This window comes from Rhizobiaceae bacterium (assembly GCA_023953845.1).
GTDB lineage: Bacteria > Pseudomonadota > Alphaproteobacteria > Rhizobiales > Rhizobiaceae > Arvimicrobium.
Genome location: JAMLJC010000001.1, coordinates 1,591,065 through 1,616,182 on the forward strand (window position 1 = coordinate 1,591,065; position 25,118 = coordinate 1,616,182).

Consider the following 25,118-nt stretch of genomic DNA (forward strand, 5'->3'; position numbering starts at 1 on the left):
TCACTCAACTGCAGAGAGTGGGCGGGTGTGTCGGCGCTCGACGAACGCCCGGCTGACCGCCCGCTGTTCCGCGCCCGTGTTGACAAATAGGAATAATATCCTAGAATGGATTTTCATTCTGGAGATGTCAATGACCGCAACGCCTTCGCTCGAACTGCCCCACATCCTTCACTCCCAGGCCCAGAAGCACGTCACCCACAATGAGGCGCTTGAGCGGCTCGATGTCCTCACGCAGGCCGTGGCTCTCGGGCGCAGCGCGACGCCGCCGGTTGATCCGGAAGAGGGCGAATGCTGGATCGTCGCCGCGGAAGGCGGCGGCGCGTTCGCGGGGCATGACGGCTATATCGCCCGCTTTCGGGATGGCGGCTGGGAGTTCGTGGCGGCGCGTGCCGGCTGGCGTGTGTGGCTGGAGGACGAGGCGCTTCTGCTTGTCCATAGCGGCAGCGACTGGCGGCCCGCCGTGGGCGAACTGCCGATGCTCGGCATCGGCATGGCGGCAGATGCCGGTACGCGCCTCGCCGTCGCCAGCGACGCCTCGCTGTTCAGCCATGCCGGCGCCGGACACCAGCTCAAGCTCGACAAGGCCGGATCGGGCGATACGGCGTCGCTGCTCTTCCAGACAGGTCTGAGCGGCCGCGCCGAGATCGGCACGGTCGGGTCGGACGCGCTGTCGATGAAGGTGTCGTCGGACGGCGTGACATGGCGAACGGCGCTGCAGGTCGATCCCGACTCCGGACGCGTCGCCTTTCCCCAGGGCGGCGTGCGCGAGCTTCTCGCTGTGCCGCGCAGCTTTTATGTTCGCATCGATGGAGACGACGGCAATGACGGTCTGGCCGACGGCGCCGGCCATGCCTTCGCAACGATCCAGAGGGCCGTGGACGCCGCGCTCGCGCTCGACAGCGGATTGAGCGACATCGAAATCCTGGTGGCGCCGGGCACCTATGTCGGCGGCGTCAGCGTGGCCGGTGCGCTGCCGGGGCGCGGCAACCTCATCCTGCGCGGCGCCGGCGGCACGGCGGCGGATGTCGTCATATCGGCTCCCGGCCATGCCATCGCGCTCGACAACGGCGCGCGGCTCGACGTGCACAGGCTGACGATCACGGCCGGCTCGCGCGGCATCGACGTCGCCAACCGCTCGCGCCTGCGTTTCGCCGACATCGATTTCGACGTCTGCGGCGTTGCCCATGTCTTCGCGCTCGACGCGCGCGTCGTCGCCATCGGCGACTATCGCATCACGGGCGACGCGCCGTATCACGTCATCGCGCAGACGCGCGGACACATCACTCTTTCGTTCGCGACGATCACCATGCCGACCACGCTTAATTTCTCGGCGAACTTCGCATTCGCGCTGACGAAGGCGATCATCGAGGCCTTCTCCTGCGCCTTCGTGGGAAGCGCCACCGGCAGCCGCTTCTATGTCGGCGTCGCCGCGATCATCTATACGGCGGGCGGCGCGGGCTACCTGCCCGGCGACAGCGCGGGCAGCGTCGACAGCGCATCGTTCGGCGCATACATCTGATCCGGGCGTCCATCCTTGGCTGCTTCCGTTCCAGTCCATCCCCCTGCCCGCCGGCGTGAACCGGCCGGCAGGGGTTGTCATTTCCGAAGTCAGTTTCTAGACCCGTCCGGGACGGGCGCCACGCGCTTCGTTTTGGCGGCAGAGATGTCGGGATGTCCGCCCTCGCGTGGCTCGTCGCGTGATGGAATCCGGCAGAAGAAGCAGAGGGCTGATGCGGCAGCACAATATCGAGAAAATCAGCTTCATGGGCCAAAGCTTCCTGATGGCGGCGGTGGTCAGTAGCTGGGGTGTCGACGATGTCGTCGTCGGCAGTATCAAGCAGGGCGAGTATGTCGAGCTGGATGCGCTCGTCTGGTGGCTCGCCATGCTGAACCGCGAGGCGCCTTCGCTCTATCTCGACGTCGGCTCCTACAGCGGCCTCTACGCGATGATCGCCGCGGCGCATCGCCCGGCGCATCGCACCGCCGCCATCGAGGCCTCCGTGCTGACGCATGGGCGGCTTGTCCAGAACATCCTGCTCAACGATTTCGATCTGCGCGTCGTGCCGTGCCATGCGGCGGTCAGCGACCGCACGGAGATCGTCCATCTCGGCCATGCCTTCGGCGCGCTGTCGATGGCTTCGGGCGAATCGCTGGAGCCGGACTATGCGACCGACTATCTGGAGCCGGTGGCCAGCACGAGCCTTGACGCTCTCCTCCTGCAAGCCGGTCCTGAACGGCTGGGCACGGTTGCCGCGACGTCGGCGGGCATACTTCCCGTCACCGCGATCGGCGGCATGAAGATCGATGTCGAGGGGGTCGAGATCGCCGTGCTGCGCGGAGCGGCGGAGGTGCTGCGCCGCTTCCGGCCGCCCCTCATCGTGGAAATCCTGGGCGCGGAAAAGCTTGCCTCATGCCGTGAGATCCTGTCGGATGCCGGCTATCTGATGCTGGCCGAGTGCCCGCATCTCAACTACGTCTTCTGCCACGAAGCCGATGCGGACATGCTGCGGCGCTCGCACGAACAGGTGAGCGCGGGCGAGGTCCCGGCGATCGGCTGCGAAACGATCCTGTCCTTCAGCCGGTAGCGTCACCGTCTCCGCCGCAGGGCGGCCCGCAGCGGTCGCCTCAGCCATGGCCTCGCTTTTTCCATGGCGCGCGCCGCGCCGAGCGCCAGTCTCACGCTCGTCGCATCGGACAGCACGCGCAACTGATCTTCCGCGTGGAGAGCGCGCTGCCGCCAGCTCTCCAGATCGCCGCTCTGGTGGTAAACCTCGTCGAGCTGCCGCCGCAAATCCCCCGCTTCCGCCTTCGACGCCTCGATCAGGGAGGCGGCGATCGGGCCGGTGGCGGAAAGCAGCTCGCCGTCGCCGAGGAACGCCAGACTCGCGCGGGCATCGATGCCCTCGACGGCAAGGTTCCGGCGCACAGTCTCGAACGTATCCCGGCGCTGCTGCTCGGAGTGCGCGTAGTGGTCGAAATGCACGCGGCCGATCGCCTGCACGCCCGGCTCGTCCGTGACGAGGAATCGTCGGCCCGAGAATGCAGCCCGCAGCATGACGTCCCACAGCCATTCCGCCGTCAGCACCTCGTTGGGCGGAAACGCTTCGAGCAGCGAGCGCCGCGCGACGACGCAGCCCGACGTCATGCGGTTGACGAACAGCCCGTAATGGATGCTGGCGCCCATCGGCAGCCAGTGTTCCGCAGTGCGGAACACGTCATGCTCGGACACAACGCGCACCATCGGAAGAACAGCGTCATGGGAAGGCTGCGCCGCCAGCGCGGCGATGGCGGTTTTCAGAAATCCCGGGAGCAGCTCGAAGCCGGCGGGGATGATCGCAACGATGTCGCCCGATGTTTCCTCAATGCCTTCGAGAAGCAATCCGCCGACGCCCAGATTGCCATCGCGGCGTATCACCTTGATCCGGTCGGGCGCCTCGCGGCGCAGATCCTCCAGCGCGTCCAGCACCAGATCGGACCCCGGCTCGCCATTCCCGTGGCTGACCACGGCCAGTTCCACGTCTTCGTCGTCCGACAACACGCTGTCGACGGTGGCATGAAGCAGCCCGCCCTCGAAGCGATGCGGCACCACCACCGATGCGGTCAAAGCCGTCGCCGTGACCGGAGTTCCGGGCACGACGGTTTCCCAGTACGGTTTCTCGGTCGCGACCGCCTCGACCGGCCGGATCGACGCCGTCGCCGATGGTTCGGAAAAGATGCGCTCCAGCGTCTCGTGGAGCCGCAGAGACGTGCCGTCGAATTTCAGGCAGTTGACGCCGTCGATCCACGGCGTGCCTTCGCCGAAGGCGGGATTTCTCGCATTGAGCACCACGATGGCGCCCGCAAGGCTGGCCTCGTAGGCGGCGAAGCAGTAGGTCTCAAAGGCACCGGGGAAGACGGCGACGCTGTCGCGGATGATTTCCTCGCGCAGAGACCTGTCGGACGGCCCGCCGAAGACCACGCGATCGCGCAGGCCTTGCGGGAAAGCCAGCTCGCTCAGATATCTGACGCCCGGGTCGACGTCGAATGCGAGGAAGCGGACGGCGCCCTGATAGAAGCGGTTTTGCGACAGCAGCCGGGAGGCGGCGCGCGCGAAGATTTCCGGGCGCTTGATCGACTGGAACTTGCTGGTGAACACGATGGGCGTTGCGAATGTCGGACGGCTCGTCCGATCCGCGCGACGCACGACCGCCACCGGAGGGCTCTCGATCCGAAAGTTCTCCCGCCAGCTGTCCGGGAAAGCGAAATGCTTCTGGAACGCGTCGGCCACCGTTGACAGATGGGCGATCTTCAGATCGGCATCGAGCAGCGCCTGCCGCTCGAGATCGGCGATGACGAGGTTTTCGCCCGACCAGCTCCTGGTCTCGTGGTCGCGCAGGACGCTTTCGGTGGCGTGAAGGCGCACCGAGAGCACCGTCTGCTGGAAGGAGCGGCCGAGCCGCTTCGCATTCAGGCTGAAATAGGCGGCGCCGCACCAGTCCACGAACTCGATGACGTCGAAGCGGCCGGTCTCGCGCTCAAGCTTTTCCAGCGCGCACATCAGCAAATACGAGCGCCATTGCGCCACCGAGATCATGTCGGCGCGACGCAGACTGCGGCCGTGCAGGATCTCCTCGTCCGGGCTCTCCAGCGAGATCGCGTGCAGGACGACGCGCGGATAGATGCGGCGGAAAAGATCCCTGTCGGGCATGGTCGCGCCGCAGAACAGCACTTCGAAATCGGCTCCGCGGTCTTCGTAGGTTTCCAGCGTGTTGGCCAGCCACGTACCGATGCCGCCGCCGGTGAACGGGGCGAGTTCGAAGGTGACGAAGCAGACGCGCCGTCTTGTCACCGCGCACCCTTGAGGAACTCGCCGTAGCGCGCGACGGCGGTTTCGATCACCGTTCGGCGATAATCGGCGACGATGTCGGAGAGTTCGCCCGCTGGCACTTGCGCGACGGCTTCCAGCCGCTCCCTGATCGCGACGGGATCGAGCGGCGATTCCACCGTCAGCAGGTGCGAAAAGGCATGGTCGCCGCCGAAATCCAGATCGAGCTGGCCGCGCAGCACCGGCGTGCCGACCGCGATCGCCTCGAGTTCGATCATCGGATGGCAGTCGACCGTCGTGACGTTGAGCGCCAGATCGGCGCCGAAGAGCGTGACGAGGTGCTGGCGGCGCGTGCCATAGGGGAGAGTGTCAAGCTTCGCGCCGAGCGGGGCGGGCAGCGAGGCGGCGGCATAGCTCAGCACCCTGCCGACGCAGGTGCTGGAACTGGCCGCGACGAGGTTGGCATACATGTTTTTCCACTGGTTGTTCCAGCCAGCGAAGATGCAGGTCAGCGGAAGGCTCGACATGGCGGGCGCCAGCCGCTTCACGTCGACTGATGGCGGCAGATTCGGCGTCAGGTAAGTGACGGCTTTCGGATGCAGGAGATGCATGCCGCGCCGCAGCAGGCTGATTCGGTCGAAGACGCCATTGGTCGCCAGATCGAGGAAACGGCTCGCCAGCGCGTGCTCCTCGTCCGAAGACCAGGCGGCAAGCGTGCCGTGCCAGACGCCGACAATGGTGAGTTCCGGCATGGCGATGCGGAGCGCCTGAAGGAAATCCAGCACGGACGACGAAGCGCCGTGACAGACCACGGTTTCGATGCGCGCGGCCTGCAGCCTCTGGAAGACGCGCCTCAGTTCCGGAGCGGTCCAGGCAGCCTGCTTGCCGATTGCGAGCTTCATGCCCGGAAACGATCCGGCGGCAGCGCGAATCCCCACCCATTCCTGCGTGAAGACGCTCAATGTCCGGGCGAAGGCGGGATGGTCCGGCTGCGCGAACGCACGGTCGCGGGGCGCGTCGAAAACCCACTGGGGTTCCGTGAAATCTCCTTCGGGACGTGTGAAATAATGGCGGCGCTGCTCGATTGCCGTCTCCGAGGCGGCAAGGATGGCTCTGAACCTCTCGCCCAGCGAGCCCGCCTGAACGCCCTGCCTCCTGCTGCGATGCATTTCCTCCAGCCCGAATAATGCTCCATTGGCCGCGACCCGAATCTCGGCCAAGAATCGCCTATAGCCAATGGATTTGCGCCATGTCCATGCGCGAAAACCTATGGTTTTCCGTCGCATGCACAGACTGCTGCGGAAACGTCGCGCCTGCTTCGGCCGCGTCATTGACAAACGTATTCCAACGACTAAAGCAAATCACATACTGTAACGAGCGGCCGGCGCGACGAGATGCCATTGGTCTCCGTGATTACGCGCACCAGGAACCGTCCGGACCTGCTCAGGCGCGCCGCCAGGAGTCTGGCGCAGCAGACGTTCCGCGACCTTCAGTGGATCGTGGCCGACGATTCGACGGATGCAGCCGCGGTCGAACCGGCGCTGGCGGAGGCGCGGCGATCGGGTCTCGCGGTGCGGCTCTGCCGTGTCGCGAATCCGGCCGGGATGGAGAGCGCCTCGAATCAGGGTCTCGCCCTCGCCGACACGCCTTACGTGACCTTTCTCGATGACGACGACACATGGGAGCTCTCCTTTCTGGCGGAGACCGTGTCCTTCCTGGAGGCGCGCGGCACGTTTGCCGGGGTCTGCACGCAGACCTCGGTCGTCGAGGAGACGGCCGATCGTGATCCGACGGCATTGCGCAAATACGTCATGAACGAGGATCTGGAATCGATCCAGATCGCCGACATGATGGTGTTCAACCATCTCACGACCAACTCGCTTCTCTACCGGCGCGCGGTGCACGACAGGCTCGGTCCCTATCGCGAGGATCTGCCGGTGATGGGAGACTGGGAGTTCGGCATTCGGCTAGTGACGGCTTACGATATCGGCGTCATCGCCAAACCGCTGGCGAACTATCATCGCCGGATCGGCGCCGGTGACGCGCCGGCCGCCTACGCCAACACGGTGACGTCGCTGCCCGGCCTGCATGCCGAGACGGATGCGCGCCTGCGCAACGAGCTCTTGCGCAAGGAATGGGCCGAGGGCCGGATCGGCCCGGGGCATCTCATGGCGCTGGCCCGCATCCAGCTGCGCGCGGATCGCCTGAACCAGTTCCACTTCCACGACATCCGGGCTGCGCTCGACCGGCATCTCGGGCCGCCGCCTTCCCGCGACATCGAGACGACGGATCGACCGGTCTCTCGCTCGCCAACCTCGCCGCGCCGATTGCTGCGGCGGCTGCTGGGTTGCGATGGCTGAACTGGCTGCGCCCTGCATCGGTGGCCATGGCATGGACGCGTCGGACAGCACCGCCTCCTCCCGCTCCGCGAACATACATGCCGTGGTGGTGGCATATCGCCGCTATGACCGCCTGGCTACCGCCTTCCGGTCGCTGGAGCGCCAGCAGCCGCCGGTGGCGCGCGTGATCCTTGTCGACAACACGCCGCCTGCCGAACGACGGCGCGTCGAAACGACGCTTCCCGTCCGTCGGCTGCCGAACGAGCGCAATCTGAACGGCGCGGGCGGTTATGCGATGGGCATCCTCGCCGCCCTCGGGGCCGGCGCCGATCATATCCTGCTGCTCGACGATGACGGCCAGCTTGTCGGTGCCGACTATATCCGCGATGCGCTGGCGGAACTCTCTGCCACCGGCGCCGATCTCGTCGCGCCGCTTCCCGTGGACGAGGAAGATTCGGACCAGCTCTGCTTTCCCTATCCCGTTGCCGGCGGTCGCACCTATGACGTCGCCGAGATGGAGCGTGTCGGCCGCGTCGAAGGTTTCGGCCATCTTTTCAACGGTTGCGTCGTGCCTGCAGCGACCTTTCTCCGCTTCGGCCTGCCCGACATACGTTTGTGCCTGCGCGGCGACGAGGTGGACTTCCTCCATCGCATGCTCCGCAATGGCGGGCGCGTTGTGACGAGCGCCCGCATCAAGGTGGCCCATCCATCCGGCAAGCCGGAGACGCACAGTGTTCTCTGGGACAGCCTGATGGCCATTGATCCCGGCACTGAGGCCAAGCGGTATCTGACGTTCCGCAACCGCGGCTATATCTTCTGGCACCATCGCCGCTACGTCACGCTGGCGGCCGACATCGTGCGCTATTTCCTCTATTTCGTGGTCCTGAAACGCGATTGGAAGGCCTATCGGAATTGGGTCCGGCTGACGATCGAAGGCGCAAGGAGCCGGCTCGGTCCGCCGGAAAGCGCCGTCTGATGCCGTGGCGCGTCGGTATCGCGGGCAGTTTGCGATCAGCCGGTTTCGTCCGGGAAGAATAGGATATCGAATCCTGTTGAAACGCAGCCATACCCTGAGTGCATTGAGCGAGGTGGTCGCGCTTTCCGGGCGGTTCGAGGTCGTCAGCTTCGACCTGTTCGATACGCTGCTGACGCGCCGGACATTGTCGTTCGAGGAAATCCGCCAGCTTTCGAGCGCGCGGCTGATGCGCCATCTCGACCGGCGGCTGTTCGGGACGCCCGAAACCGTCTCGGATCGGCGTCACCATGCGGCGAACGTGCTGCGCGACTCGGTCGCGCTGGCAACGCGCGAGCCTCCCCTTCAAGCGATCGTCGAGCGCCTGCTGGCCACGGGCGGCGGCATGGACGAGGACGAGCGCCGCCGTCTCGCCGAGGATGCGGTCGCCTTCGAGCTCGCGCTCGAACGGGAAGCGCTGGTCGCGCACGCGGATGCCGGGACCGTGCTCGCGGCGCTCAGGCGGGCCGGCAAGCGTGTCGTAGCGCTGTCGGACATGTATTTTTCGCCGGCGGACATGAACACGCTGCTTGAGGCGAAAGGCCTGCGCCATTTCTTCGATGAGGTTTTCATCTCGACCGGCATCGGCGAGACGAAGCACGAAGGCCGCGTTTTCGACGTCGTCCGCCGACGGCTCGGCGTCTCGCCGTACCGCATCCTGCATGTCGGCGACAATACTGTGTCGGATGTCGGCAACGCTGTCGCGGCGGGGTGGTCGGCGGCACGAATCGGCAATCATTTTCCGCCGGTCCCGCATCCGGAGCCGCTCGACGGCGAGGCGCTGCTGGTCGATCTCGCCAGCGACATCATGGCGGCGTTCCTGATGGCGGTGATGATGCGCGCCCGTATGAAGGCGGCGCGGCGCGTCTTCTTCCTCAGCCGCGACGCCACCGTGATGCGTCGCCTCTGGGAGCGGGTGCGGCAGGCCAATCCGTATCTCGCGGCGGAATTCGATGGCATCGAGGTGAAGGAACTCTGCGTCAGCCGATCCGCGACGCATGTCCTGTCGATGCCGTGGAGCAGGGATTTCCTGCGGGAGGCGGTGGGACGCGTCGGCTGGCTGGCCGGGCGGAAGATGAGCTGCAGCGACGTGGCCGACCACTATGGCGTTCCCTTGCCGTCGACCCTGAAACATGCGGATCGCTGTTTGCCGACATCGGACCTTGCCGAGGCGATGGAACAGGCCGGGCTGACGGAGGCTCTGAGGGCCGCCATTCTGGAACGGCAGGATATGGCGCTCGCCTATCTGCTCCAGGAAGGCGCCATTGGCGACGGGCCGGTGGTCTTCGGCGACATCGGCTATTCGGGCACCATCGCCATCTACATTTCGGACTACCTGCTCCGCGAAAGGCCGGATCTGCTTGCCCGGACCCGGATCGACATGATGATGGTCGCGTCCAACAGCTTTCTGGCGCGGAACCGGGCGCTGGCGTGGCCGGCGGCAAGCATCGAGCCGGGCGTGGTGTTCCGGCACGACGGCCTGCCGGCGATCCTCTCGGACAATTTCGCCTGGCTGGAATGCCTGTTCCGCGACGCGACGCGGGGCCGGTTGCGCGGTTACCGCCGCGATGGCGAACGCATCGAACCGGTCTTCGACGCCGCGACGGGTATCGCCGACGATCTGCGCGCACGCTTCGAGGCGGAAGCAGTGCGCAAGCTTTCGACCGGCCTGTCCGCGCTCGGATACGGCGCGCCGGCACGCATCGACAGGATCGCGGCCGCTGCCATGGCCCATTTCGCCCGCCCCTCCATGCCGCTGGTGGATGCGGCTTCGCGCCTCGTGCAGGAGGCCGGCGGGCTCAGCCTCTCGTCGCATCCGCTTGTCGAGAAGGTGCCGGGAGCCGCCGTGCCGGCGCGGCTGCGGCGCTGGAAGGTCGAGGACTACTGGATTTCCGGCTGTCTTGTCGCCTCCGGGCAGTCTCGCCTGATCGACGGCTACGGATTTTTGAAATCCGGCAACAGCCTTTTGCGCAACGCCGCCGGATTGCCGCGCCGCATTGCGCGCCGGATGCTTCGCTGATGCGCGCCCTGATCTACAACTGGGTGCAATTCGACGTCGCCGGCGAAGGCGGCGGCATCAGCGTCTATCTGCGTCAGACGATCCCGGCGCTGGTCGAGCGCCACGGCTGGCAGGTGACCGTGCTCAGCTCCGGCCACGCCTACGATGCCTTCAACCGCCGCTGCCGCCATCGGCGGACGCGCAACGCGCTCGAACAGCTCGGCGTGCGCAGCTTCGAGATCGTCAACAGCCCGGTGAAGGCGCCGGCGCACGACTCCTTCAGCCTCATCGACGCCTGCCTCGACGATCGGACGGTGGCGTCCGCATTCGTCGCCATGATGCAGGAGACCGGCCCCTACGACATCGTCGTGCTGCACAATGTCGAGGGCATCAGCACGCTCACGCTGGAATGGATCAAGCAACATACCGGCGCGGCGCTGGTGCTCTTCCTGCACAATTATCACCTGGTCTGCCCGCAGATCGAATTGTTGCGCGATTTCCGCGATCATTGCGAGAACGACCACGAGGGACGCGACTGCGTCGGCTGCTTCGGCCATGTCGTCGACGCGCGCAAGGCGAAGATGGCGCGGGCGGTGATCGACGTCATGGACCGGACCCGCGTCAGCGGCACGGTCGCCGAACGTATCGTCCGCTCGACCGCGGCGCATGGCTACGGCTGGACGAGGGACGTCGCCGGCTCGTTGCGGGATATGGCGCGGCGGAAGGCGCCAGGCAACTTGGCTCCCCGCTGGCGTCGGTCGATGGATGCGCTCGACCGGAAAAGCGTCGGCATCGAGCTCTGGTCGCGCGCTTTCAGTCGCTGGCGGCCGGAAAACGCCGCCCGCGTCAACGCCTATGCGGATGCCGTCATCACCGTTTCCGACCGTGAGCGGGATCAGCTTGCCGCGCGGGGGATCGCTGCCGCGCTGATGACGACCGTCCACCCCGGCTTCGATTTCCATGTCATGGCGGCCGAGCGTCGGCGGCGCTACGAGGCGAAGAAGCGGAATGACGGTACGTTGCGGCTCGGCTTTCTCGGATACGCCATTCCGTCCAAAGGTCTGGAACTGCTGATCGAAGCGCTGGCGGATGCCGGCCCGTGGGCGCGCGAGATGGAACTCTGGATCGTCTGCCGGCACGACGAACGTCTTCACCGGCGGCTCGCGCGCCTTGGCGACCGTCTGGCCGCCATACGATGGATCGACGGATACAGCCGCGAAGAACTGCCGGAAATCCTGGCCGGGATCGATCTCGGCATCATTCCGTCGATCTGCTTCGAGACCTACAGCATCACCGCCTACGAGTTCACCATGGCCGGCGTGCCGGTCGTGATGTCGGACAGCGTCGGTTTCGAGGAACTGGTCGACAAGCCGGATTTCCGCTTCCGCCGTGGCGACAGGGCAGCGCTTCGAGATACGCTCCAACGTCTCGTCGCGGATCGCCGGCGGATCGCCGAATACTGGGAGGGGGCCGACCGCATCCCGTCGCTGGACGACCATCTCGCGCGCTTTCTGGCCGTGGTGGAAACCGCGCGGAGCCGCGCCGGGCAGGACGCGTCGGCATGACGCCCGATCTCGTCGTCGTCGGTTGCGGCTTTTTCGGCGCAACCATCGCCGAACGCGCGGCATGCGGGCTCGGCCTGAAGGTGCTTGTGCTGGAGCGGCGGTCCCATATCGGCGGCAACGCCTATTCCGAGATCGACGGGGAGACCGGCATCGAGGTGCACCGCTACGGGCCGCACCTGTTCCACACGTCGAATACGGCGGTGTGGGACTATCTTCGGCGTTTCACCGCCTTCACATCCTATCGCCACGCGGTGTTCGCGACGCATCGCGGCGCCATCTATCCGATGCCGATCAATCTCGACACGATCTGCCGCTTCTTCGGCCGGACGATGACGCCCGCCGAGGCGCGGGCGCTGCTGCGGGAACAGACGGCGGAACTCGGCGGCAGGCGGCCTGCAAATCTCGAAGAAAAGGCGATCTCCCTCGTCGGGAGACCGCTCTATGAAGCCTTGATCCGCGACTATACGTGGAAGCAGTGGCAAACGGACCCGCGCGCCTTGCCCGAACACATCATCAACCGGCTACCGCTGCGCTTCACCTTCGAGAACCGCTACTTCGATGACACCCACGAAGGATTGCCGGCGGACGGCTACACGAAAATGTTCGGGAGGATGCTGGACCATCCTGGCATCGAGGTGAGGCTCGGCGCGGATTATCTCGAAATGCGCGGCGCGCTCCCTGCCCAGATTCCCGTCGTCTATACCGGGCCGATCGACCGCTTCTTCGACGGCTCGGCGGGAAAGCTCAGATGGCGCACCGTCGACTTCGCGCGGAAGGTCGTGGGCACGCCTGACTTCCAGGGCTGCGCGGTGATGAATTTTTCGGATCGCGACGTGCCGTTCACGCGGTCGGTCGAATACCGGCACCTGCATCCCGAACGGCGCTACACGTCGGACCGGACGGTGGTGGTGCGCGAATTTCCGCGCGAGGCCGGTGCAGGCGACGAGTCATTCTATCCGGTCGGAAGCGCGGAAGATCGTGAAACCTATGCGCGTTACCGCACGATGGCCGCCGAAGTGCCTAACGTCATCTTCGGCGGCCGGCTCGGCACCTATCGCTACATCGACATGCATCAGGCCGTGGCGAGCGCGCTCAAGGTCTACGAGCGCGACCTGGCGCCGTATTTCCGGAGCGGGAGGCGCTCGCCGCTCAAGAAACAGGACGGCGGCATGTAACGCTCGGTCGCGGCGCGAGAAACCGCCGAGAATACGTCAACTGCCGAGGATCGCGCCGCGGATCGTCTCGATATTGTGCCGCATCATGTCGACATAGGTCGCCGCCGGCCCGTTCTCGTCCGACAATGCGTCGGAGAACAGCTCGCCGCCCACCTTGAGGCCGGTTTCGGAGGCGATCTGGTTGATCAGATTGGCGTTGGTGATGTTCTCCACGAAGATTGCCGCCGCCTTGTCCTCGCGCACCTGCCTGATCAGCGCGGCGACATCCGCCGCCGAAGCCTCGGCGTCGGTGGACACGCCTTCCGGCGCGATGAATTTCAGCCCGTAGGCATGCTCGAAATAGCCGAAGGCATCGTGCGAGGTGATGATGGTGCGCTTGTCTGCGGGAATCGCGGCGACATCCGCCCTGATCTCCGCATCGAGCGATGCGAGCTTCTGGTTGTAGGCGTCGGCATTGGCCTTGTAGGCGTCGCATCCGGCCGCATCGGCGGCGCAGAAGGCGGTGGCGATGTTGGTCACGTAGATCTGCGCGTTGGCGACCGATTGCCACGCATGCGGATCGAAGGCCCCGTGATGATGGCCGTGATCGTGTCCGGCCCCGGCCTCCTTCTCGTCATGCGCATCGTCATGGCCGCCTTCATGGGCTTCCTCGCCATGATGATGTTCCTCCTCGGATTTGAGAAGCTCTATACCCTTGCTCACCTCGACGACCGGCGCCTTGCTGCCGCTCGCCTCGACAAGGCGCGGCAGGAAACCTTCGAACTGCGCGCCGTTGACGAGCACGATCGCGGCGGACGACAGCGCGGCGGCATCCGCCGGGCGCGGCTCATAGACATGGGCGTCGCCGTTCGGCCCGACCAGCGTAGTGATCTCGACGCGGTCGCCGCCGACATTTTTGGCAAGGTCGCCGATGATCGAGAAGCTCGCCACGACCTTGAGCGGTTCGGCGGCCGTCGCTGCGGTCAGGCTCAGGACGCTGGCAAAGGCGGCAAAGGCAAGGGTCTTCAGCATGGTTCGATCCTTCATGCGGTTCTGTGGGAGGTGCGCCGGACGCGCGCGGCGAGCGCGCCGCGAGCCCCGGCAAGGATGGAGAACAGGTAGATCACGCCGGCCGACAGGATGATCGCCGGACCGGACGGCAAAGCGGCATGGTACGACAGCAGCAGGCCGGACACGCAGGACGCCATGCCTATGGCCACCGCCAGCAGGCACATGGTCTCGACGCGCGTCGTCCAGAAACGGGCGGCGGCGGCGGGCAGCATCATCAGGCCGACGGCGAGCAGCGTGCCCAGCGCCTGGAAGCCGCCGACGAGATTGAGCACTACCAGAGCCAGAAAGACAAAATGCACCGGCGGACCGAGACCGGAGACCGAGCGCAGGAAGAGCGGATCGAGGCATTCGGCCACCAGCGCGCGCCAGAAGATCGCCAGCAGCACGAGGGTAAGCACCGCGATCCCGCCGATCAGCACAAGCGCGTCGTCGTTAAGGGCAAGCACCGTTCCGAACAGCACATGCATCAGGTCGACGCTCGATCCGCGCAGCGACACGATCATGACGCCGAGCGCCAGCGAGATGAGGTAGAAGGCGGCCATGGAGGCGTCCTCCTTCTGCACCGTCAGCCGTGACACCGCGCCCGCGCCGAGCGCCACGATGACGCCGGCCACGAGCCCGCCGACTGTCATCGGCACGACCTGCAATCCGAACAGCAGGAAACCGACCGCCGCACCCGGAAGGATGGCGTGCGCCATGGCGTCGCCCGCCAGGCTCATGCGCCGTAGCATCAGGAAGACGCCGACCGGGCATGCGCCGAGCGCCAGCATCAGCGAGCCGAGCAGCGCGCGCTGCATGAACTCGAATTCGGCGAAGGGGCCGACGATCCAGTCGTAGAGCGCGATCATGACGCAGCGCCCGCCCGGTATCCCGCGTTGTCGTGCCCGTGGGAATGCGATCCGTCATGCGCATGATCGTGACCGCCATGCTCGTGATCGTGATGATCGTCAGGAGCGCACCACGGCGCATTGTCGTCCCAAGCCTCGTGGAACTGCCGCGCCTTGAGCAGATTGGCCGGAGCGAGCGCCGCTCGCGCGTCCCCCCACGCCACCGGTCCCCGCGCCAGAAGCAGCGCTTCGGGAAAGTTCTCGCGGACGAGGTCGAGGTCGTGCACCACGACCAGAATGGTGCGCTTCTCGCCGTGCCAGCGCTTGATGAGAGCGACGAGGTCGCCCACCGTTCTGGCGTCGACGGCGTTGAAGGGCTCGTCGAGCAGGATCAGGTCCGCGTCCTGCACCAGCACGCGGGCGAACAGCGCGCGCTGCAACTGGCCACCCGACAACGTGTCCAGCGGGCGTTTCTCGAAGCCTTCGAGGCCGACGGCGGAAATCGCCTCCCCGACGGCGCGCCGGTCTTCCGGCCGGTGACGACCGAGCAGCCCGCGCCGCGGCCACAATCCCAGCGAGACGAGGTCGACGACGCGCGCCGGAAACGACCGGTCGAGTTCCGATTGCTGCGGCAGATAGGCGATGCGCAGGCCGCGAGTCACCGCGCAGGAACCGGACATCGGCTTCAATATGCCGACGATGCCTTTCATCAGCGTCGATTTGCCGGACCCGTTGGCGCCGACCACGGCGGTCAGCGAGCCGCGCTTCACCGGGCCGTTGAGGTGGTGAACCGCCGGATGGCTGTTGTAGCCGAGCGTCAAATCGCGGAATGTCACTGCGGCATCGGTCATCTGCAATCCACGGCAAGGTGACGCCGTTGCTTGAGCGCCAGCGTGCGTTATGTTATTACATTAAGCGTCGAGCACGACGCAAGATGGATTCTGGCCGGAACGGAAAAATGGGCGAAACACGCGAACTCACCAGAAACCAAGCTCTCGTCCTCGGCGCGCTGTCCCGCACCGAGGGTCCGCTCAGCGCCTATGCGCTGCTCGACCAGTTGCGCGAGCATGGCTTCCGCGCGCCGTTGCAGGTCTACCGGGCGCTCGACAAGCTGGTCGAACTGGGGCTGGTGCACCGGCTGGAGAGCATCAATTCCTTCGTCGCCTGCGCCCATCCTCACGACCATTCGCATGGCCTCATCGCCTTTGCGATCTGCGACCGCTGCGGCGGCGTCGACGAATTTTCCGATGCAGTGGTCGAGGAGAGACTCAGGGGATGGTCGCGAGACCATGCCTTTCATCTGGAGAAGACGACGATCGAGATGCGCGGCACCTGCGCCAATTGCGGCACGCACTGAAGGTGCTGCGACCTATTATGGCGAGGCCTCGAACGTCCGCCCCCTGAAGACCAGTTCCTCGTCGATCGAGAACATGCTCTGGTGGAGCATCGAGGCCGCGCCGATCGCCGGTCCCTCGATGCCGAGCGTCGACTGTTCCAGTCGCGGCAGGGGATGGTTCGGCAGGAGATGCCGCCGCAGCGAAGCCTCGACCTGTTCCGTGGCGTAGGCGAACAGGGATGCGACCGGACCGCCGAGGACGATGGTTTCCGGATTGAGGACGCTGGTGAGCGTCGCCAGTCCGCGCCCGAGAAACGCGCCCCAGTCGGCGACGGTGGAGAGCGCCGAGGCGTCGCCGCCCTCGACGGCTCTCAGAAACTCCTCGAAGCTGGCCGCTGTTCCACCATGGAAGCGGTGGCGGGCCAGCACGGCGTCGCGCCCGACGAAGCTTTCGAGCGAACCGGGAACGGTGGCGAGCGCCGCAAAGCCGCCCTCGCCGGCATAGATGTGGCCGATCTCGCCGGCATAGCCGTGATGGCCGCGCAGGATGCGGCCGCTGCTCACCAGCCCGCCGCCGACGCCGGCATCGAGGAACATGTAGAGCGCTTCCCGGGGCGCGGCCTCGCCGCCGCGATAAAGCTCGGCCACGGCGAAGGCGTTGCCGTCGTTTTCGAGCACGATCGCCGGCAGTTCCGGGAGCCGCTCGCGCAGCATTTCCAGCACCGGCACGTCGTACCAGCCGAGGATCGGCGCCCGCATCAGCCTGCCGTCGCGCGTGAGCAGGCCGGGCAGGATCACGCTCATGCCGCGCACGGCGTCGGGGGCAGGGAGCCTGTCCATCACCGTCCGCACCAGATCCACTAGCGCGTCAACGATGGCTGGCGGCGTCATGCTTCGCATCTCCAGCATCCGCGTCTCGCGGGCGATGACGGAGGCGTCGAGGCCGATGGCGATGACGGTCTCATGGCCGACGCCGATATCCGCGCCGATGAAGACGGCGTGATGCGTGTTGAGGCGCAAATCCGTCCCGGGTCGCCCCGTGCGGCTGCCGCGGTCCTGCGGCTCATTCGTGTCTTCCGCGACCAGCCCGGCGCCGACCAGATCGGCAACGATGCTGCTCGCCGTGGAGCGGGTGAGGCCGAGACGCCGCGCGAGCTCCGCGCGGCTCATCGGGCCGCCGCGGAACAGCGCTTCCAGTGCGCGCGTCTCGTTGATGTGCCGGACGGCTTGCGGCATCGACATGAAAAAAGCTCCCCGCCGGCACGCCGGCACCCGGGACAGTAAAGCCGTTCACGGTTCCGTGGAAACGCCCTGTCCCGACGCGCGTCCAGACGCCGCAGACGGGTCAGCCGCCCACCATCAGCTTGACGACCTCGTCATGATTGGTCTCGGCGATGCGGCGCTCGCCGGCGAGAACGCCGCGCCGCAGCACGACGATCCGGTCGGACACGGCGAAGATGTCCTGCAGATTGTGCGAGATGAAGATGACACCCCGGCCCTGCGCCTTGAGCTGGTGGATGAGCTGGATGACCTTGCGCTGCTCGGGCACGCCGAGCGCGGCGGTCGGCTCATCCATGATCAGGATCTGCGCGTTCCAGAACACGGCCCGGCCGATGGCGACCGCCTGCCGCTGGCCGCCCGAAAAATTGCTGACCGGCGCATCGAGACGGCTGACATGGAAGTCGAGCAGGCTCATCGTCTGCTTCGCGGCCTCGGCCATCCTGCGGCGGTCGAGCACGGGCAGGAAGCCGAAGAGCTTCCGCATCGGCTCGCGGCCGAGGAAGATGTTGGCGCCGATCGACAGATTGTCGGCCAGCGCGAGATCCTGATAGATCGTCTCGATTCCCTGATCCCGCGCCTCCTGCGGCGTCGAGAACGAAACGGGCTCGCCCTTCAGAAGGATTTCGCCGCCGGACGGCTTGTAGACGCCCGAGATCGCCTTGATCAGCGTCGTCTTGCCGGCGCCGTTGTCGCCCGCGAGCGCGACGACCTCGCCGGCATGGACGGACATCGACAGTTCCTTCAGCGCCTGCACGGCGCCGAAATTCTTCGACAGGTGCCGCACTTCGAGCAGCGGCCCGGCGGCGCTCGACTCACTCATCGACGCGGCCTCCCGAGAAGCGGCGCTGCGCCTGGTCGATCAGCACGGAGATGATGATGACCACGCCGACGCTGATGAACTGCCAGAACGGTTCCACGTTGACGAAGACCAGCCCGTACTGGATCACGGCGATGACGAAGGCTCCGGCCACGGTGCCGAGGATGGTGCCGGAACCGCCGAACAGGCTCGCGCCGCCGATCACCACGGCCGCCACGCAGTCGAGCAGCAGGGGTTCGCCGGCCTGTGCGGCGCCGGCATTGAAGCGGGCCGAATAGAGCACGCCGGCGACGCCCGCGCAGACCGCCGAGAGGATGTAGAGGCGAAGCTGGTGGGCCTTGATGTCTATGCCGGCCCGCCGCGCCGCCTGCACGTTCGCGCCAATGGCGTAGTTGTGCTGGCCGAAGCGCGTCTGGCTGAGCAGGTAGTGCAGGATGAGCACGACCGCGGCGGTGATCAGCACGATATAGGGGATGCCGAGCACGCGGCCGTTGCCGAGCGTCGAGAAGAAGCTGTTGCCGCTGATCGGCACCACCGTGCCGCCGGCCAGCAGGAAGGCGACGCCGCGCGCCACGCCGAACATGCCGAGCGTGCCGATGAAGGGCGGGACGCGTAGGCGCGAGACGAGCAGGCCGTTGACGATGCCGGGAATCGCCGCCATCGCGACCGCAACGAGAGCGCCCAAGAGCACGGCCAGCGGCAGGGGCATGCCGGGGCTCGCCCAGTTGATGACATGGGCCGCGACGACCGCCGCCAGTCCCATGATGAAGCCGAGCGACAGGTCGATGCCGCCGGAAATGATGACGAAGGTCTGGCCCATGGCGAGCAGCAGCGGCGCCACGGCGAAGATGGCGATCGACTGCAGGTTGAACGGGTTCAGGATGAAGGTGCCGCCGAAGGAGATGCGCGCCCATATCTCGAAGCCGACGACCAGGCCGGCGAGGAACAGCCAGGCCCTGAGATCGGCGATGCGCTGGATGATGGTCTTGGCGCGGTCGGCATGATCGGCCTGAGGCGCGACATGCCCGCTATCCGGGGCCTGCGTGTCTGAAGTCATGCGATCATCCCGTCGGCCGCGCGCCGGGTTGAGCGGCGCCGTGGAAACTGCCCTTGCAAGGAAGTATCTCCCGGCAGCCGCAGCGCCGGGAGATGCGAAAGGGAGCGATTACTCCGAGTAGATGTACTTGGCGACGTTCGGATCGCCGACATTCGACTTGTCGATCACGGTGAAGCCCGTGCCGATCAGCGTCGGGATCGACTGGCCGGTCAGGTGGGCATAGGCGGAGACGACGCCGTAATAGCCGATCTCGGCCGGATGCTGGGCGATCGCCACGTCGACGAGACCCGTGTTGATGCTGTCGACGATCGAGGCGGGCGCGTCGAATGCGACGACCTTGATGGTGCCTGTCTGGCCCGCCTGCTGCACACCGTTGGCCGACCCGATGGCCGAGAACAGGTTCGCGCCGAACACGCCCTTCAAATCCGAATTGCGGGCGAACACGGCCTGCAGCAGCGAGGCCGCCTTGTTGGCGTCGTTCTCGTTGAACTGCGTCTCCAGGACCTCGACCTTGGGGAAGTTCTCCTTCATCTCGAGTTTGAAGCCTTCCTCGCGCTGATCGGTGGTGGAGATGCCCGGCTTGACGTTGGAGACGAACACCTTGCCCTCGCCGCCGATGGCGTTGGCCAGCGCCCGCGCCGCCATGCGGCCGCCGAGCACGTTGTCGGAAGCGATATAGGAGAGCGGGAAGTCGGCGTCGCCGGCTCCGGTCTGGTATTTGCCGTTGCCGATGAAGGTGTCGACGGTGATGACCGGGATGCCGGCGTCCTTTGCCTTCGTCAGCGGCGCGACGAGCTGGTTCGTGTCGGTGGGCGCGATCAGGATCGCATCCGGCTTGCGGGCGATCACGGCGTCGAGCACCGGCACCTGCACAGTCGGGTTGAACTCGGGGCCGCCCTGGAAGACAAGCTCGACGCCAAGCGCGTCGGCGGCCGCCTGCGCGCCCTTGCGCATGGTGATGTAGAAGGCGTCGGTGGTCAGGCCCGGGATCAGGGCAACGGTGTATTTCTTGTCCTGCGCCACGGCGCCGGTGACCATCGCGGCCGCGCCGATGGCGAGCGCGGCGATTGCGGTAACGAACTTCCTCATGAACGAACTCCTCCTCGATCTGACATGGGAACCGCGATGGTCGCGGCGCACGGTTTCCGCCTTGCGGCGGCATTGCAAAGGGGGGTACCCGCGGGCGATCAGCACTCCTCCCAAATCGCCTGTCGCGGGTCATGGCAGGTGCGGCGGCATGGTCTCCTCCCGGTGCCGTCGCATCTGACGCTTGGCATGCTATAGGCGAGTTCCGATTTTGTATAGGATGCGAACATACATTTTTCGGTTGCGCCGGAGTGGCCTTGCGAGTGCCGGCGGGGCGAGTGTATGCCTCTTCCCGCGCTCCGCATGGATGAGCGGAGAGGCGCCGGCTGGAGGAGACTGCTGATGCCCGAACATGATTTCGTGTCGGCTGCGACCGGTTCGTGGCGAACGCTTCCATCGCATCGCCGCTGGCTTGAAGAACAAGCCGACGGCCTCTTCGATTTCTTCCAGTATCGCGCGTTCAATCCGGAAGGCGGCTTCTTCGACCTCGACCCGGCCGGCCGGCCGCTGGACCCGCAGAATCCGGTGCGGCCGATCCACACGACGGCGCGCATGGTGCATTGCTTCGTCATCGGCAGCCTGCTCGGCCGGGCCGGTTCCGACCGCATCATCGACCACGGCCTGAAATACATCTGGGAACGGCACCGGGACGCCACGCATGGCGGCTATTTCTGGTCGATGGACAATGACGGGCCGAAGGACCCGACCAAGCAGGGCTACGGCCATGCCTTCGTGCTGCTCGCCGCGTCGGGCGGCAAGCTGGTCGGCCATCCGCTCGCCGAAAAGATGCTGGCCGACATCACCGAGGTGCTGGAGAGCCGGTTCTGGGAAGACGGTTTCGGCGCGATCGCGGAGGAGTTCAACGCCGACTGGACGCCTTTCGCCAACTATCGCGGCCAGAATTCCAACATGCATCTGACCGAAGCGCTGATGGCGGCCTTCGAGGCGACGGGCGACCGCCGGTATCTCGACAAGGCCGAGCGCATCGCGGACCTCGTCATCCGGCGGCACGCCGGGGCGAACGGCTTTCGCGTGGCCGAGCATTTCGACGAGGAATGGAACCTCGACAAGGATTATCGCGCCGTCAACGAGATGTTCCGGCCTTCGGGCACGACGCCCGGGCATTCGCTGGAATGGGCGCGACTCATCCTCCAGCTCTGGGTTCTCGGCGGCAAGCATCACGACTGGATGCCGCATGCGGCGTCCGAGCTCTTCCGCCAGTCCGTTGAACTCGGCTGGGACCGGGAGAAGGGCGGCTTCTTCTACACGCTCGACTGGAACGGACGGCCGGCGATGCGGCACAAGCTCTGGTGGCCGGCCTGCGAGGCGGCGGGCGCCGCGAGCTTCCTGACCGAGCATCAGCCGAGCCTCTACCACGAGGAATGGTATCGGCGGGTGTGGAACTACATCGCCGACCATCATCTCGACCGCCAGCATGGCGGCTGGATCGAGCAGCTCGACGAGGATCTGAAGTCGTCCTACACCATCTTCGCCGGCAAGGCCGACATCTACCATGCCCTGCAGGCCTGTCTGATACCGCTCTATCCCTCGACCGGCAGCCTGACCAAGGTCATCCGGGAAAAGGCGACCGCATAGGTCATGAGGACGCTCCCGGCCGCTTGGCTGTCGCCGCTATGAACGCGTCGAGTTCCGCGAAAGTGGACGCGCCCTCCATCGGCCCTCTCACCGTGACGGTGCGCGCGCCGGCTGCATTCGCATAGCGCAGGGAATCCTCGACTGACTTCCCCAGTCGGCGGCAGACAAGGAACGCAGCGCCAAAACAGTCGCCGGCGCCGGTCGGATCGATCTCCTCCACGGCGAAGCCCGGCATATCGGTCCGGCCGTTGCGGTCGAAATGGCTGGCGCCCTCGGCTCCGCGCTTCAGCACGATTTCCCTGACGCCGGCATCGAGCAGCCGCTCGACGGCCCGCGTCTCATCACTCTCGCCGGTGACGAGTTGCAGCTCCTCTCCCGAGGGCAGCAGGTAATGCGTGGCCGCCAGCACCATGTCGAATGCCGCCTTCGCATCGCCGGCGGTCAGCATTTCCTTGCGGATGTTCGGATCGAACGAGACTGTGCCGCCGCGCGCCTTGATCGCGGGCAGGGCATTCCGCACCATGCCGAAGACCGCCGGCACCGGCAGCCCCGACCCCATGATATGCAGATGGCCGGCGGCCGCGAGAACCGCCTCGGCCTCTGGTGTCGCGGCGATCCGGCCGGCCGCGCTGTCGCGCATGTTGAAGACGAAATCGCGTCCGCCATCCGGGCGATAGCGGACGAAGGCGCTGCCGGTCGCCGCACCCGGATGGATCGCGACGGCTGAGACGTCGACGCCGTCGCGATTCAGGCGTTCGAGGTTGAGGAAGCCAAAATCGTCATCGCCGACCGCCGAGACGATGGCGGCCGGATGACCGAGCCTGCCGACTTGGTCGATGAAGATCGCGGGAGCGCCGCTGGGATAAGGACCTGTCAGCGGCTGCGCCTCGCGGAACCCTTCGCCCCGCGTGGTGGCCATGATTTCCACCAGGATCTCGCCGATCGTGACTATGGCGCCGTCGTTCATGCCGCGCTCCTGACCTCTCGATAGCGTCTTCGCCGCTTCCGCGGACAACGGCAAGCCCCGTCGGAGACAAACTGCAACAACCCGCAACCATGCCTGGCGGGCTGACGCGCGGCCGGGCCTGTGCTATCGCAGCCGCCGGACCCGGATCATCGGATGGGAGAACGGGCCTGACGAGCAGTGGGCGGAAGGAAATTCGGCAGATGAATCAGATCGATCTCAACGGGCAGGTGGCGGTCGTCACGGGCGGCGCGCAGGGCCTCGGCTTTGCCATGGCGAAACGCATCGTCGCGTCCGGCGCGAAGGTGTCGCTGTGGGACATGGATGCGAAGCTGCTCGACGAAGCGGTTGCCGAGCTCGGCTCCGCCGCGCGCTCGCAGGTGGTCAACGTGACTGACGCGGGAGCCATTGTCGAGGCGCACGGGAAGACTGAGGCCGATCTCGGACCGGTGTCGATCCTCGTCAATTCCGCCGGCGTGGCCGGCGCCAACCACCAGACCGACGTCTATCCGCTGGACGAATGGCGGCGCGTCATCGACATCAATCTGAACGGCACCTTCTATGTGAACCGGGCAGTGGTGCCCTCGATGAAGGAGCGCAATTACGGCCGCATCGTCAACATTGCTTCGATCGCCGGCAAGGAAGGCAACCCGAACGCCAGCGCCTATTCCGCCTCCAAGGCCGGCGTGATCGGCCTCACCAAATCGCTCGGCAAGGAGCTTGCAGGCTACAACATCGCCGTCAACGCCATCACCCCGGCCGCCGCGCGCACCCGCATCTTCGACCAGATCACCCAGCAGCATATCGACTACATGCTGTCGAAAATCCCGCGCGGGCGCTTCCTCGAAGTGGACGAGGCTGCCAATATGGTCGCCTGGCTGGTCTCGGCCGAAAACAGCTTCACGACCGCTTCCGTCTTCGACCTCTCGGGCGGCCGCGCGACCTACTGACGGAGGATATCTTGGCTCACGATGCACCTGCCGGCGACGGCAAGCCGACAAAGCTCGTCATACGCAACATCGGACTGATGCTCTCGGGCGCGCTCGAAAAGCCGATCCTCGATGCCGATACCATCGTCTGCGACAATGACCGCATCACCGCTGTCGGCCGATTCAAGGATCTCGATACGGAAGGCGCGACGACCGTGGTCGACGCAAGGGGCTCGGCCATCGCGCCGGGCCTGATCGACAGTCACGTGCATCCGGTCGCGGGCGACTGGACGCCGCGCCAGAGCCAGCTTTCCTGGATCGACTCAACCCTGCATGGCGGCGTCACCACCATGATCTCGGCCGGCGAGGTGCACACGCCGGGGCGGCCGCGCGACATCGTCGGGTTGAAGGCGCACGCCATCACTTCGCAGCGCATGTTCGCCGCTTTCCGGCCCTCCGGCGTGAAGGTCCATGCCGGCGCGCCGGTGATCGAGCACGGCATGGTGGAGGACGATTTCAAGGAACTCGCCACAGCCGGCGTCAGGTTGCTCGGCGAAGTCGGCCTCGGCTCGGTGAAGGATGCCGACACGGCGCGCCAGATGGTCGGCTGGGCGCGCAAATACGGCATCCAGAGCACCATCCATACCGGCGGTCCCTCCATTCCGGGCTCGGGCCTCATCGACAAGGATGTCGTGCTGGCGGCCGACACCGACGTCGTCGGCCATATCAATGGCGGCCACACCGCCCTGCCGGACGACCAGATCCGCTGCATCTGCGAGGGCTGCAAGCGCGGGCTCGAACTCGTCCACAACGGCAACGAGCGCGCAGCCCTTTACACGTTGCGCATCGCGAAGGAACTCGGCGAGCTGGAGCGCGTCATCCTCGGTACGGACGGGCCGGCGGGATCGGGCGTCCAGCCGCTCGGCATCATCCGGATGATCGCGCTGCTGTCGTCGCTGGGCGACGTGCCGGCCGAAATCGCCTTCTGCTTCGCCACCGGAAACACGGCGCGCATGCGCAGCCTCGATTGCGGACTGATCGAGCCGGGCCGGGCCGCGGATTTCGTTCTGCTCGACAAGGCGCAGCATTCGGCCGGGAAAAACCTGCTGCACAGCGTCGAGCTCGGCGACATTCCGGGCATCGGCATGACCATCATCGACGGCATCGTGCGAACGCACCGCTCGCGCAACACGCCGCCGTCTAGCGTCATGCCCGAGCTGTTCGGGCATTGAGCGAGCGGCGGCGGGCAATGTTCGGCTTGGCGGACGCCTTCGGCGTTCG

At 66.1% G+C, this 25,118-nt stretch carries 21 protein-coding genes; 11 read left to right on the top strand and 10 right to left on the bottom strand.

What is annotated here, in order from left to right:
* The first annotated feature begins 130 nt into the window (after positions 1 to 130).
* Complete coding sequence (locus tag M9955_07945) at positions 131 to 1,519, top strand: DUF2793 domain-containing protein (GenBank protein ID MCO5081577.1); 1,389 nt, start codon at positions 131 to 133, stop codon at positions 1,517 to 1,519.
* Between the two features lie 211 nt (positions 1,520 to 1,730).
* Positions 1,731 to 2,585, top strand: coding sequence for an FkbM family methyltransferase (locus M9955_07950; GenBank protein ID MCO5081578.1), 855 nt, complete (start codon positions 1,731 to 1,733; stop codon positions 2,583 to 2,585).
* Between the two features lie 2 nt (positions 2,586 to 2,587).
* On the opposite strand, the gene M9955_07955 is transcribed toward M9955_07950, so the two are convergent.
* Positions 2,588 to 4,828, bottom strand: a complete 2,241-nt coding sequence (locus M9955_07955; protein ID MCO5081579.1) for a glycosyltransferase — start codon at positions 4,826 to 4,828, stop codon at positions 2,588 to 2,590.
* Positions 4,825 to 5,973: a hypothetical protein gene (locus M9955_07960; GenBank protein MCO5081580.1), complete on the bottom strand. Its 1,149-nt coding sequence runs from the start codon at positions 5,971 to 5,973 to the stop codon at positions 4,825 to 4,827. The genes M9955_07955 and M9955_07960 overlap by 4 nt, the downstream gene beginning before the upstream one ends.
* A 225-nt stretch (positions 5,974 to 6,198) precedes the next feature.
* Here M9955_07960 and M9955_07965 point away from each other — a divergent pair, with 225 nt between their 5' ends.
* The 5 genes from M9955_07965 to glf all read left to right on the top strand — a co-directional run bounded on the left by M9955_07965 (position 6,199) and on the right by glf (position 12,894).
* Positions 6,199 to 7,164: a glycosyltransferase family 2 protein gene (locus M9955_07965; protein MCO5081581.1), complete on the top strand. Its 966-nt coding sequence runs from the start codon at positions 6,199 to 6,201 to the stop codon at positions 7,162 to 7,164.
* The gene (locus M9955_07970; GenBank protein ID MCO5081582.1) at positions 7,157 to 8,119 is read left to right on the top strand and encodes a glycosyltransferase; all 963 of its coding nucleotides are present in this window, start codon (positions 7,157 to 7,159) and stop codon (positions 8,117 to 8,119) included. Before M9955_07965 ends, M9955_07970 begins: the two co-directional genes overlap by 8 nt.
* Positions 8,120 to 8,195: 76 nt before the next feature.
* Positions 8,196 to 10,175: an HAD family hydrolase gene (locus M9955_07975; GenBank protein MCO5081583.1), complete on the top strand. Its 1,980-nt coding sequence runs from the start codon at positions 8,196 to 8,198 to the stop codon at positions 10,173 to 10,175.
* The gene (locus M9955_07980) at positions 10,175 to 11,719 is read left to right on the top strand and encodes a glycosyltransferase family 4 protein (protein ID MCO5081584.1); all 1,545 of its coding nucleotides are present in this window, start codon (positions 10,175 to 10,177) and stop codon (positions 11,717 to 11,719) included. Before M9955_07975 ends, M9955_07980 begins: the two co-directional genes overlap by 1 nt.
* Entirely contained in the window at positions 11,716 to 12,894 is a 1,179-nt protein-coding gene (gene glf / locus M9955_07985; GenBank protein ID MCO5081585.1) for a UDP-galactopyranose mutase, read from the top strand. The genes M9955_07980 and glf overlap by 4 nt, the downstream gene beginning before the upstream one ends.
* 36 nt (positions 12,895 to 12,930) lie before the next feature.
* On the opposite strand, the gene aztC is transcribed toward glf, so the two are convergent.
* From aztC to M9955_08000, 3 genes are read right to left on the bottom strand one after another with little or no spacing between them, the layout of a single operon-like run.
* Complete coding sequence (gene aztC / locus M9955_07990; protein ID MCO5081586.1) at positions 12,931 to 13,905, bottom strand: zinc ABC transporter substrate-binding protein AztC; 975 nt, start codon at positions 13,903 to 13,905, stop codon at positions 12,931 to 12,933.
* 11 nt (positions 13,906 to 13,916) lie between these two features.
* The gene (gene aztB, locus M9955_07995; GenBank protein MCO5081587.1) at positions 13,917 to 14,792 is read right to left on the bottom strand and encodes a zinc ABC transporter permease AztB; all 876 of its coding nucleotides are present in this window, start codon (positions 14,790 to 14,792) and stop codon (positions 13,917 to 13,919) included.
* Positions 14,789 to 15,622 (bottom strand): metal ABC transporter ATP-binding protein, encoded by an 834-nt coding sequence (locus tag M9955_08000; protein ID MCO5081588.1) that lies wholly within the window; start codon positions 15,620 to 15,622, stop codon positions 14,789 to 14,791. Before M9955_08000 ends, aztB begins: the two co-directional genes overlap by 4 nt.
* 107 nt (positions 15,623 to 15,729) lie before the next feature.
* Between M9955_08000 and M9955_08005 the strand changes: the two genes are divergently transcribed.
* Complete coding sequence (locus tag M9955_08005; protein ID MCO5081589.1) at positions 15,730 to 16,128, top strand: transcriptional repressor; 399 nt, start codon at positions 15,730 to 15,732, stop codon at positions 16,126 to 16,128.
* A gap of 15 nt (positions 16,129 to 16,143) precedes the next feature.
* Here M9955_08005 and M9955_08010 read toward each other — a convergent pair whose 3' ends face one another.
* From M9955_08010 to M9955_08025, 4 genes are all read right to left on the bottom strand, one after another.
* On the bottom strand, positions 16,144 to 17,349 hold the full coding sequence (locus tag M9955_08010) for an ROK family transcriptional regulator (protein MCO5081590.1): 1,206 nt from the start codon (positions 17,347 to 17,349) through the stop codon (positions 16,144 to 16,146).
* A 103-nt stretch (positions 17,350 to 17,452) separates the two neighbouring features.
* Positions 17,453 to 18,208 (bottom strand): ATP-binding cassette domain-containing protein, encoded by a 756-nt coding sequence (locus M9955_08015; protein ID MCO5081591.1) that lies wholly within the window; start codon positions 18,206 to 18,208, stop codon positions 17,453 to 17,455.
* Complete coding sequence (locus M9955_08020) at positions 18,201 to 19,262, bottom strand: ribose ABC transporter (GenBank protein ID MCO5081592.1); 1,062 nt, start codon at positions 19,260 to 19,262, stop codon at positions 18,201 to 18,203. Before M9955_08020 ends, M9955_08015 begins: the two co-directional genes overlap by 8 nt.
* Positions 19,263 to 19,370: 108 nt before the next feature.
* Positions 19,371 to 20,351 carry an ABC transporter substrate-binding protein gene (locus M9955_08025; GenBank protein MCO5081593.1) on the bottom strand — a complete coding sequence of 327 codons (981 nt, stop codon included), beginning with the start codon at positions 20,349 to 20,351 and terminating at the stop codon, positions 19,371 to 19,373.
* Between the two features lie 339 nt (positions 20,352 to 20,690).
* On the opposite strand from M9955_08025, the gene M9955_08030 reads away from it, so the two are divergent.
* Positions 20,691 to 21,944, top strand: a complete 1,254-nt coding sequence (locus tag M9955_08030; GenBank protein MCO5081594.1) for an AGE family epimerase/isomerase — start codon at positions 20,691 to 20,693, stop codon at positions 21,942 to 21,944.
* Between the two features lies 1 nt (position 21,945).
* Here the strand turns inward: M9955_08030 and M9955_08035 are convergent, their stop codons facing one another.
* Positions 21,946 to 22,911 carry a sugar kinase gene (locus M9955_08035; GenBank protein ID MCO5081595.1) on the bottom strand — a complete coding sequence of 322 codons (966 nt, stop codon included), beginning with the start codon at positions 22,909 to 22,911 and terminating at the stop codon, positions 21,946 to 21,948.
* A gap of 200 nt (positions 22,912 to 23,111) precedes the next feature.
* Here M9955_08035 and M9955_08040 point away from each other — a divergent pair, with 200 nt between their 5' ends.
* Entirely contained in the window at positions 23,112 to 23,858 is a 747-nt protein-coding gene (locus tag M9955_08040) for an SDR family oxidoreductase (GenBank protein ID MCO5081596.1), read from the top strand.
* An 11-nt stretch (positions 23,859 to 23,869) separates the two neighbouring features.
* Positions 23,870 to 25,069, top strand: a complete 1,200-nt coding sequence (locus M9955_08045; GenBank protein MCO5081597.1) for an amidohydrolase family protein — start codon at positions 23,870 to 23,872, stop codon at positions 25,067 to 25,069.
* The last annotated feature ends 49 nt before the right edge of the window (positions 25,070 to 25,118 follow it).

Bases quoted from the DNA above. Each gene is read 5' to 3' on its own strand.
- M9955_07945 (MCO5081577.1), top strand. From the start codon at position 131: ATGACCGCAACGCCTTCGCTCGAACTGCCCCACATCCTTCACTCCCAG.
- M9955_07950 (MCO5081578.1), top strand. From the start codon at position 1,731: ATGCGGCAGCACAATATCGAGAAAATCAGCTTCATGGGCCAAAGCTTC.
- M9955_07960 (MCO5081580.1), bottom strand. From the start codon at position 5,973: ATGCATCGCAGCAGGAGGCAGGGCGTTCAGGCGGGCTCGCTGGGCGAG.
- M9955_07965 (MCO5081581.1), top strand. From the start codon at position 6,199: ATGCCATTGGTCTCCGTGATTACGCGCACCAGGAACCGTCCGGACCTG.
- M9955_07970 (MCO5081582.1), top strand. From the start codon at position 7,157: ATGGCTGAACTGGCTGCGCCCTGCATCGGTGGCCATGGCATGGACGCG.
- M9955_07980 (MCO5081584.1), top strand. From the start codon at position 10,175: ATGCGCGCCCTGATCTACAACTGGGTGCAATTCGACGTCGCCGGCGAA.
- glf (MCO5081585.1), top strand. From the start codon at position 11,716: ATGACGCCCGATCTCGTCGTCGTCGGTTGCGGCTTTTTCGGCGCAACC.
- aztC (MCO5081586.1), bottom strand. From the start codon at position 13,905: ATGCTGAAGACCCTTGCCTTTGCCGCCTTTGCCAGCGTCCTGAGCCTG.
- aztB (MCO5081587.1), bottom strand. From the start codon at position 14,792: ATGATCGCGCTCTACGACTGGATCGTCGGCCCCTTCGCCGAATTCGAG.
- M9955_08000 (MCO5081588.1), bottom strand. From the start codon at position 15,622: ATGACCGATGCCGCAGTGACATTCCGCGATTTGACGCTCGGCTACAAC.
- M9955_08005 (MCO5081589.1), top strand. From the start codon at position 15,730: ATGGGCGAAACACGCGAACTCACCAGAAACCAAGCTCTCGTCCTCGGC.
- M9955_08010 (MCO5081590.1), bottom strand. From the start codon at position 17,349: ATGTCGATGCCGCAAGCCGTCCGGCACATCAACGAGACGCGCGCACTG.
- M9955_08015 (MCO5081591.1), bottom strand. From the start codon at position 18,208: ATGAGTGAGTCGAGCGCCGCCGGGCCGCTGCTCGAAGTGCGGCACCTG.
- M9955_08020 (MCO5081592.1), bottom strand. From the start codon at position 19,262: ATGACTTCAGACACGCAGGCCCCGGATAGCGGGCATGTCGCGCCTCAG.
- M9955_08025 (MCO5081593.1), bottom strand. From the start codon at position 20,351: ATGAGGAAGTTCGTTACCGCAATCGCCGCGCTCGCCATCGGCGCGGCC.
- M9955_08030 (MCO5081594.1), top strand. From the start codon at position 20,691: ATGCCCGAACATGATTTCGTGTCGGCTGCGACCGGTTCGTGGCGAACG.
- M9955_08035 (MCO5081595.1), bottom strand. From the start codon at position 22,911: ATGAACGACGGCGCCATAGTCACGATCGGCGAGATCCTGGTGGAAATC.
- M9955_08040 (MCO5081596.1), top strand. From the start codon at position 23,112: ATGAATCAGATCGATCTCAACGGGCAGGTGGCGGTCGTCACGGGCGGC.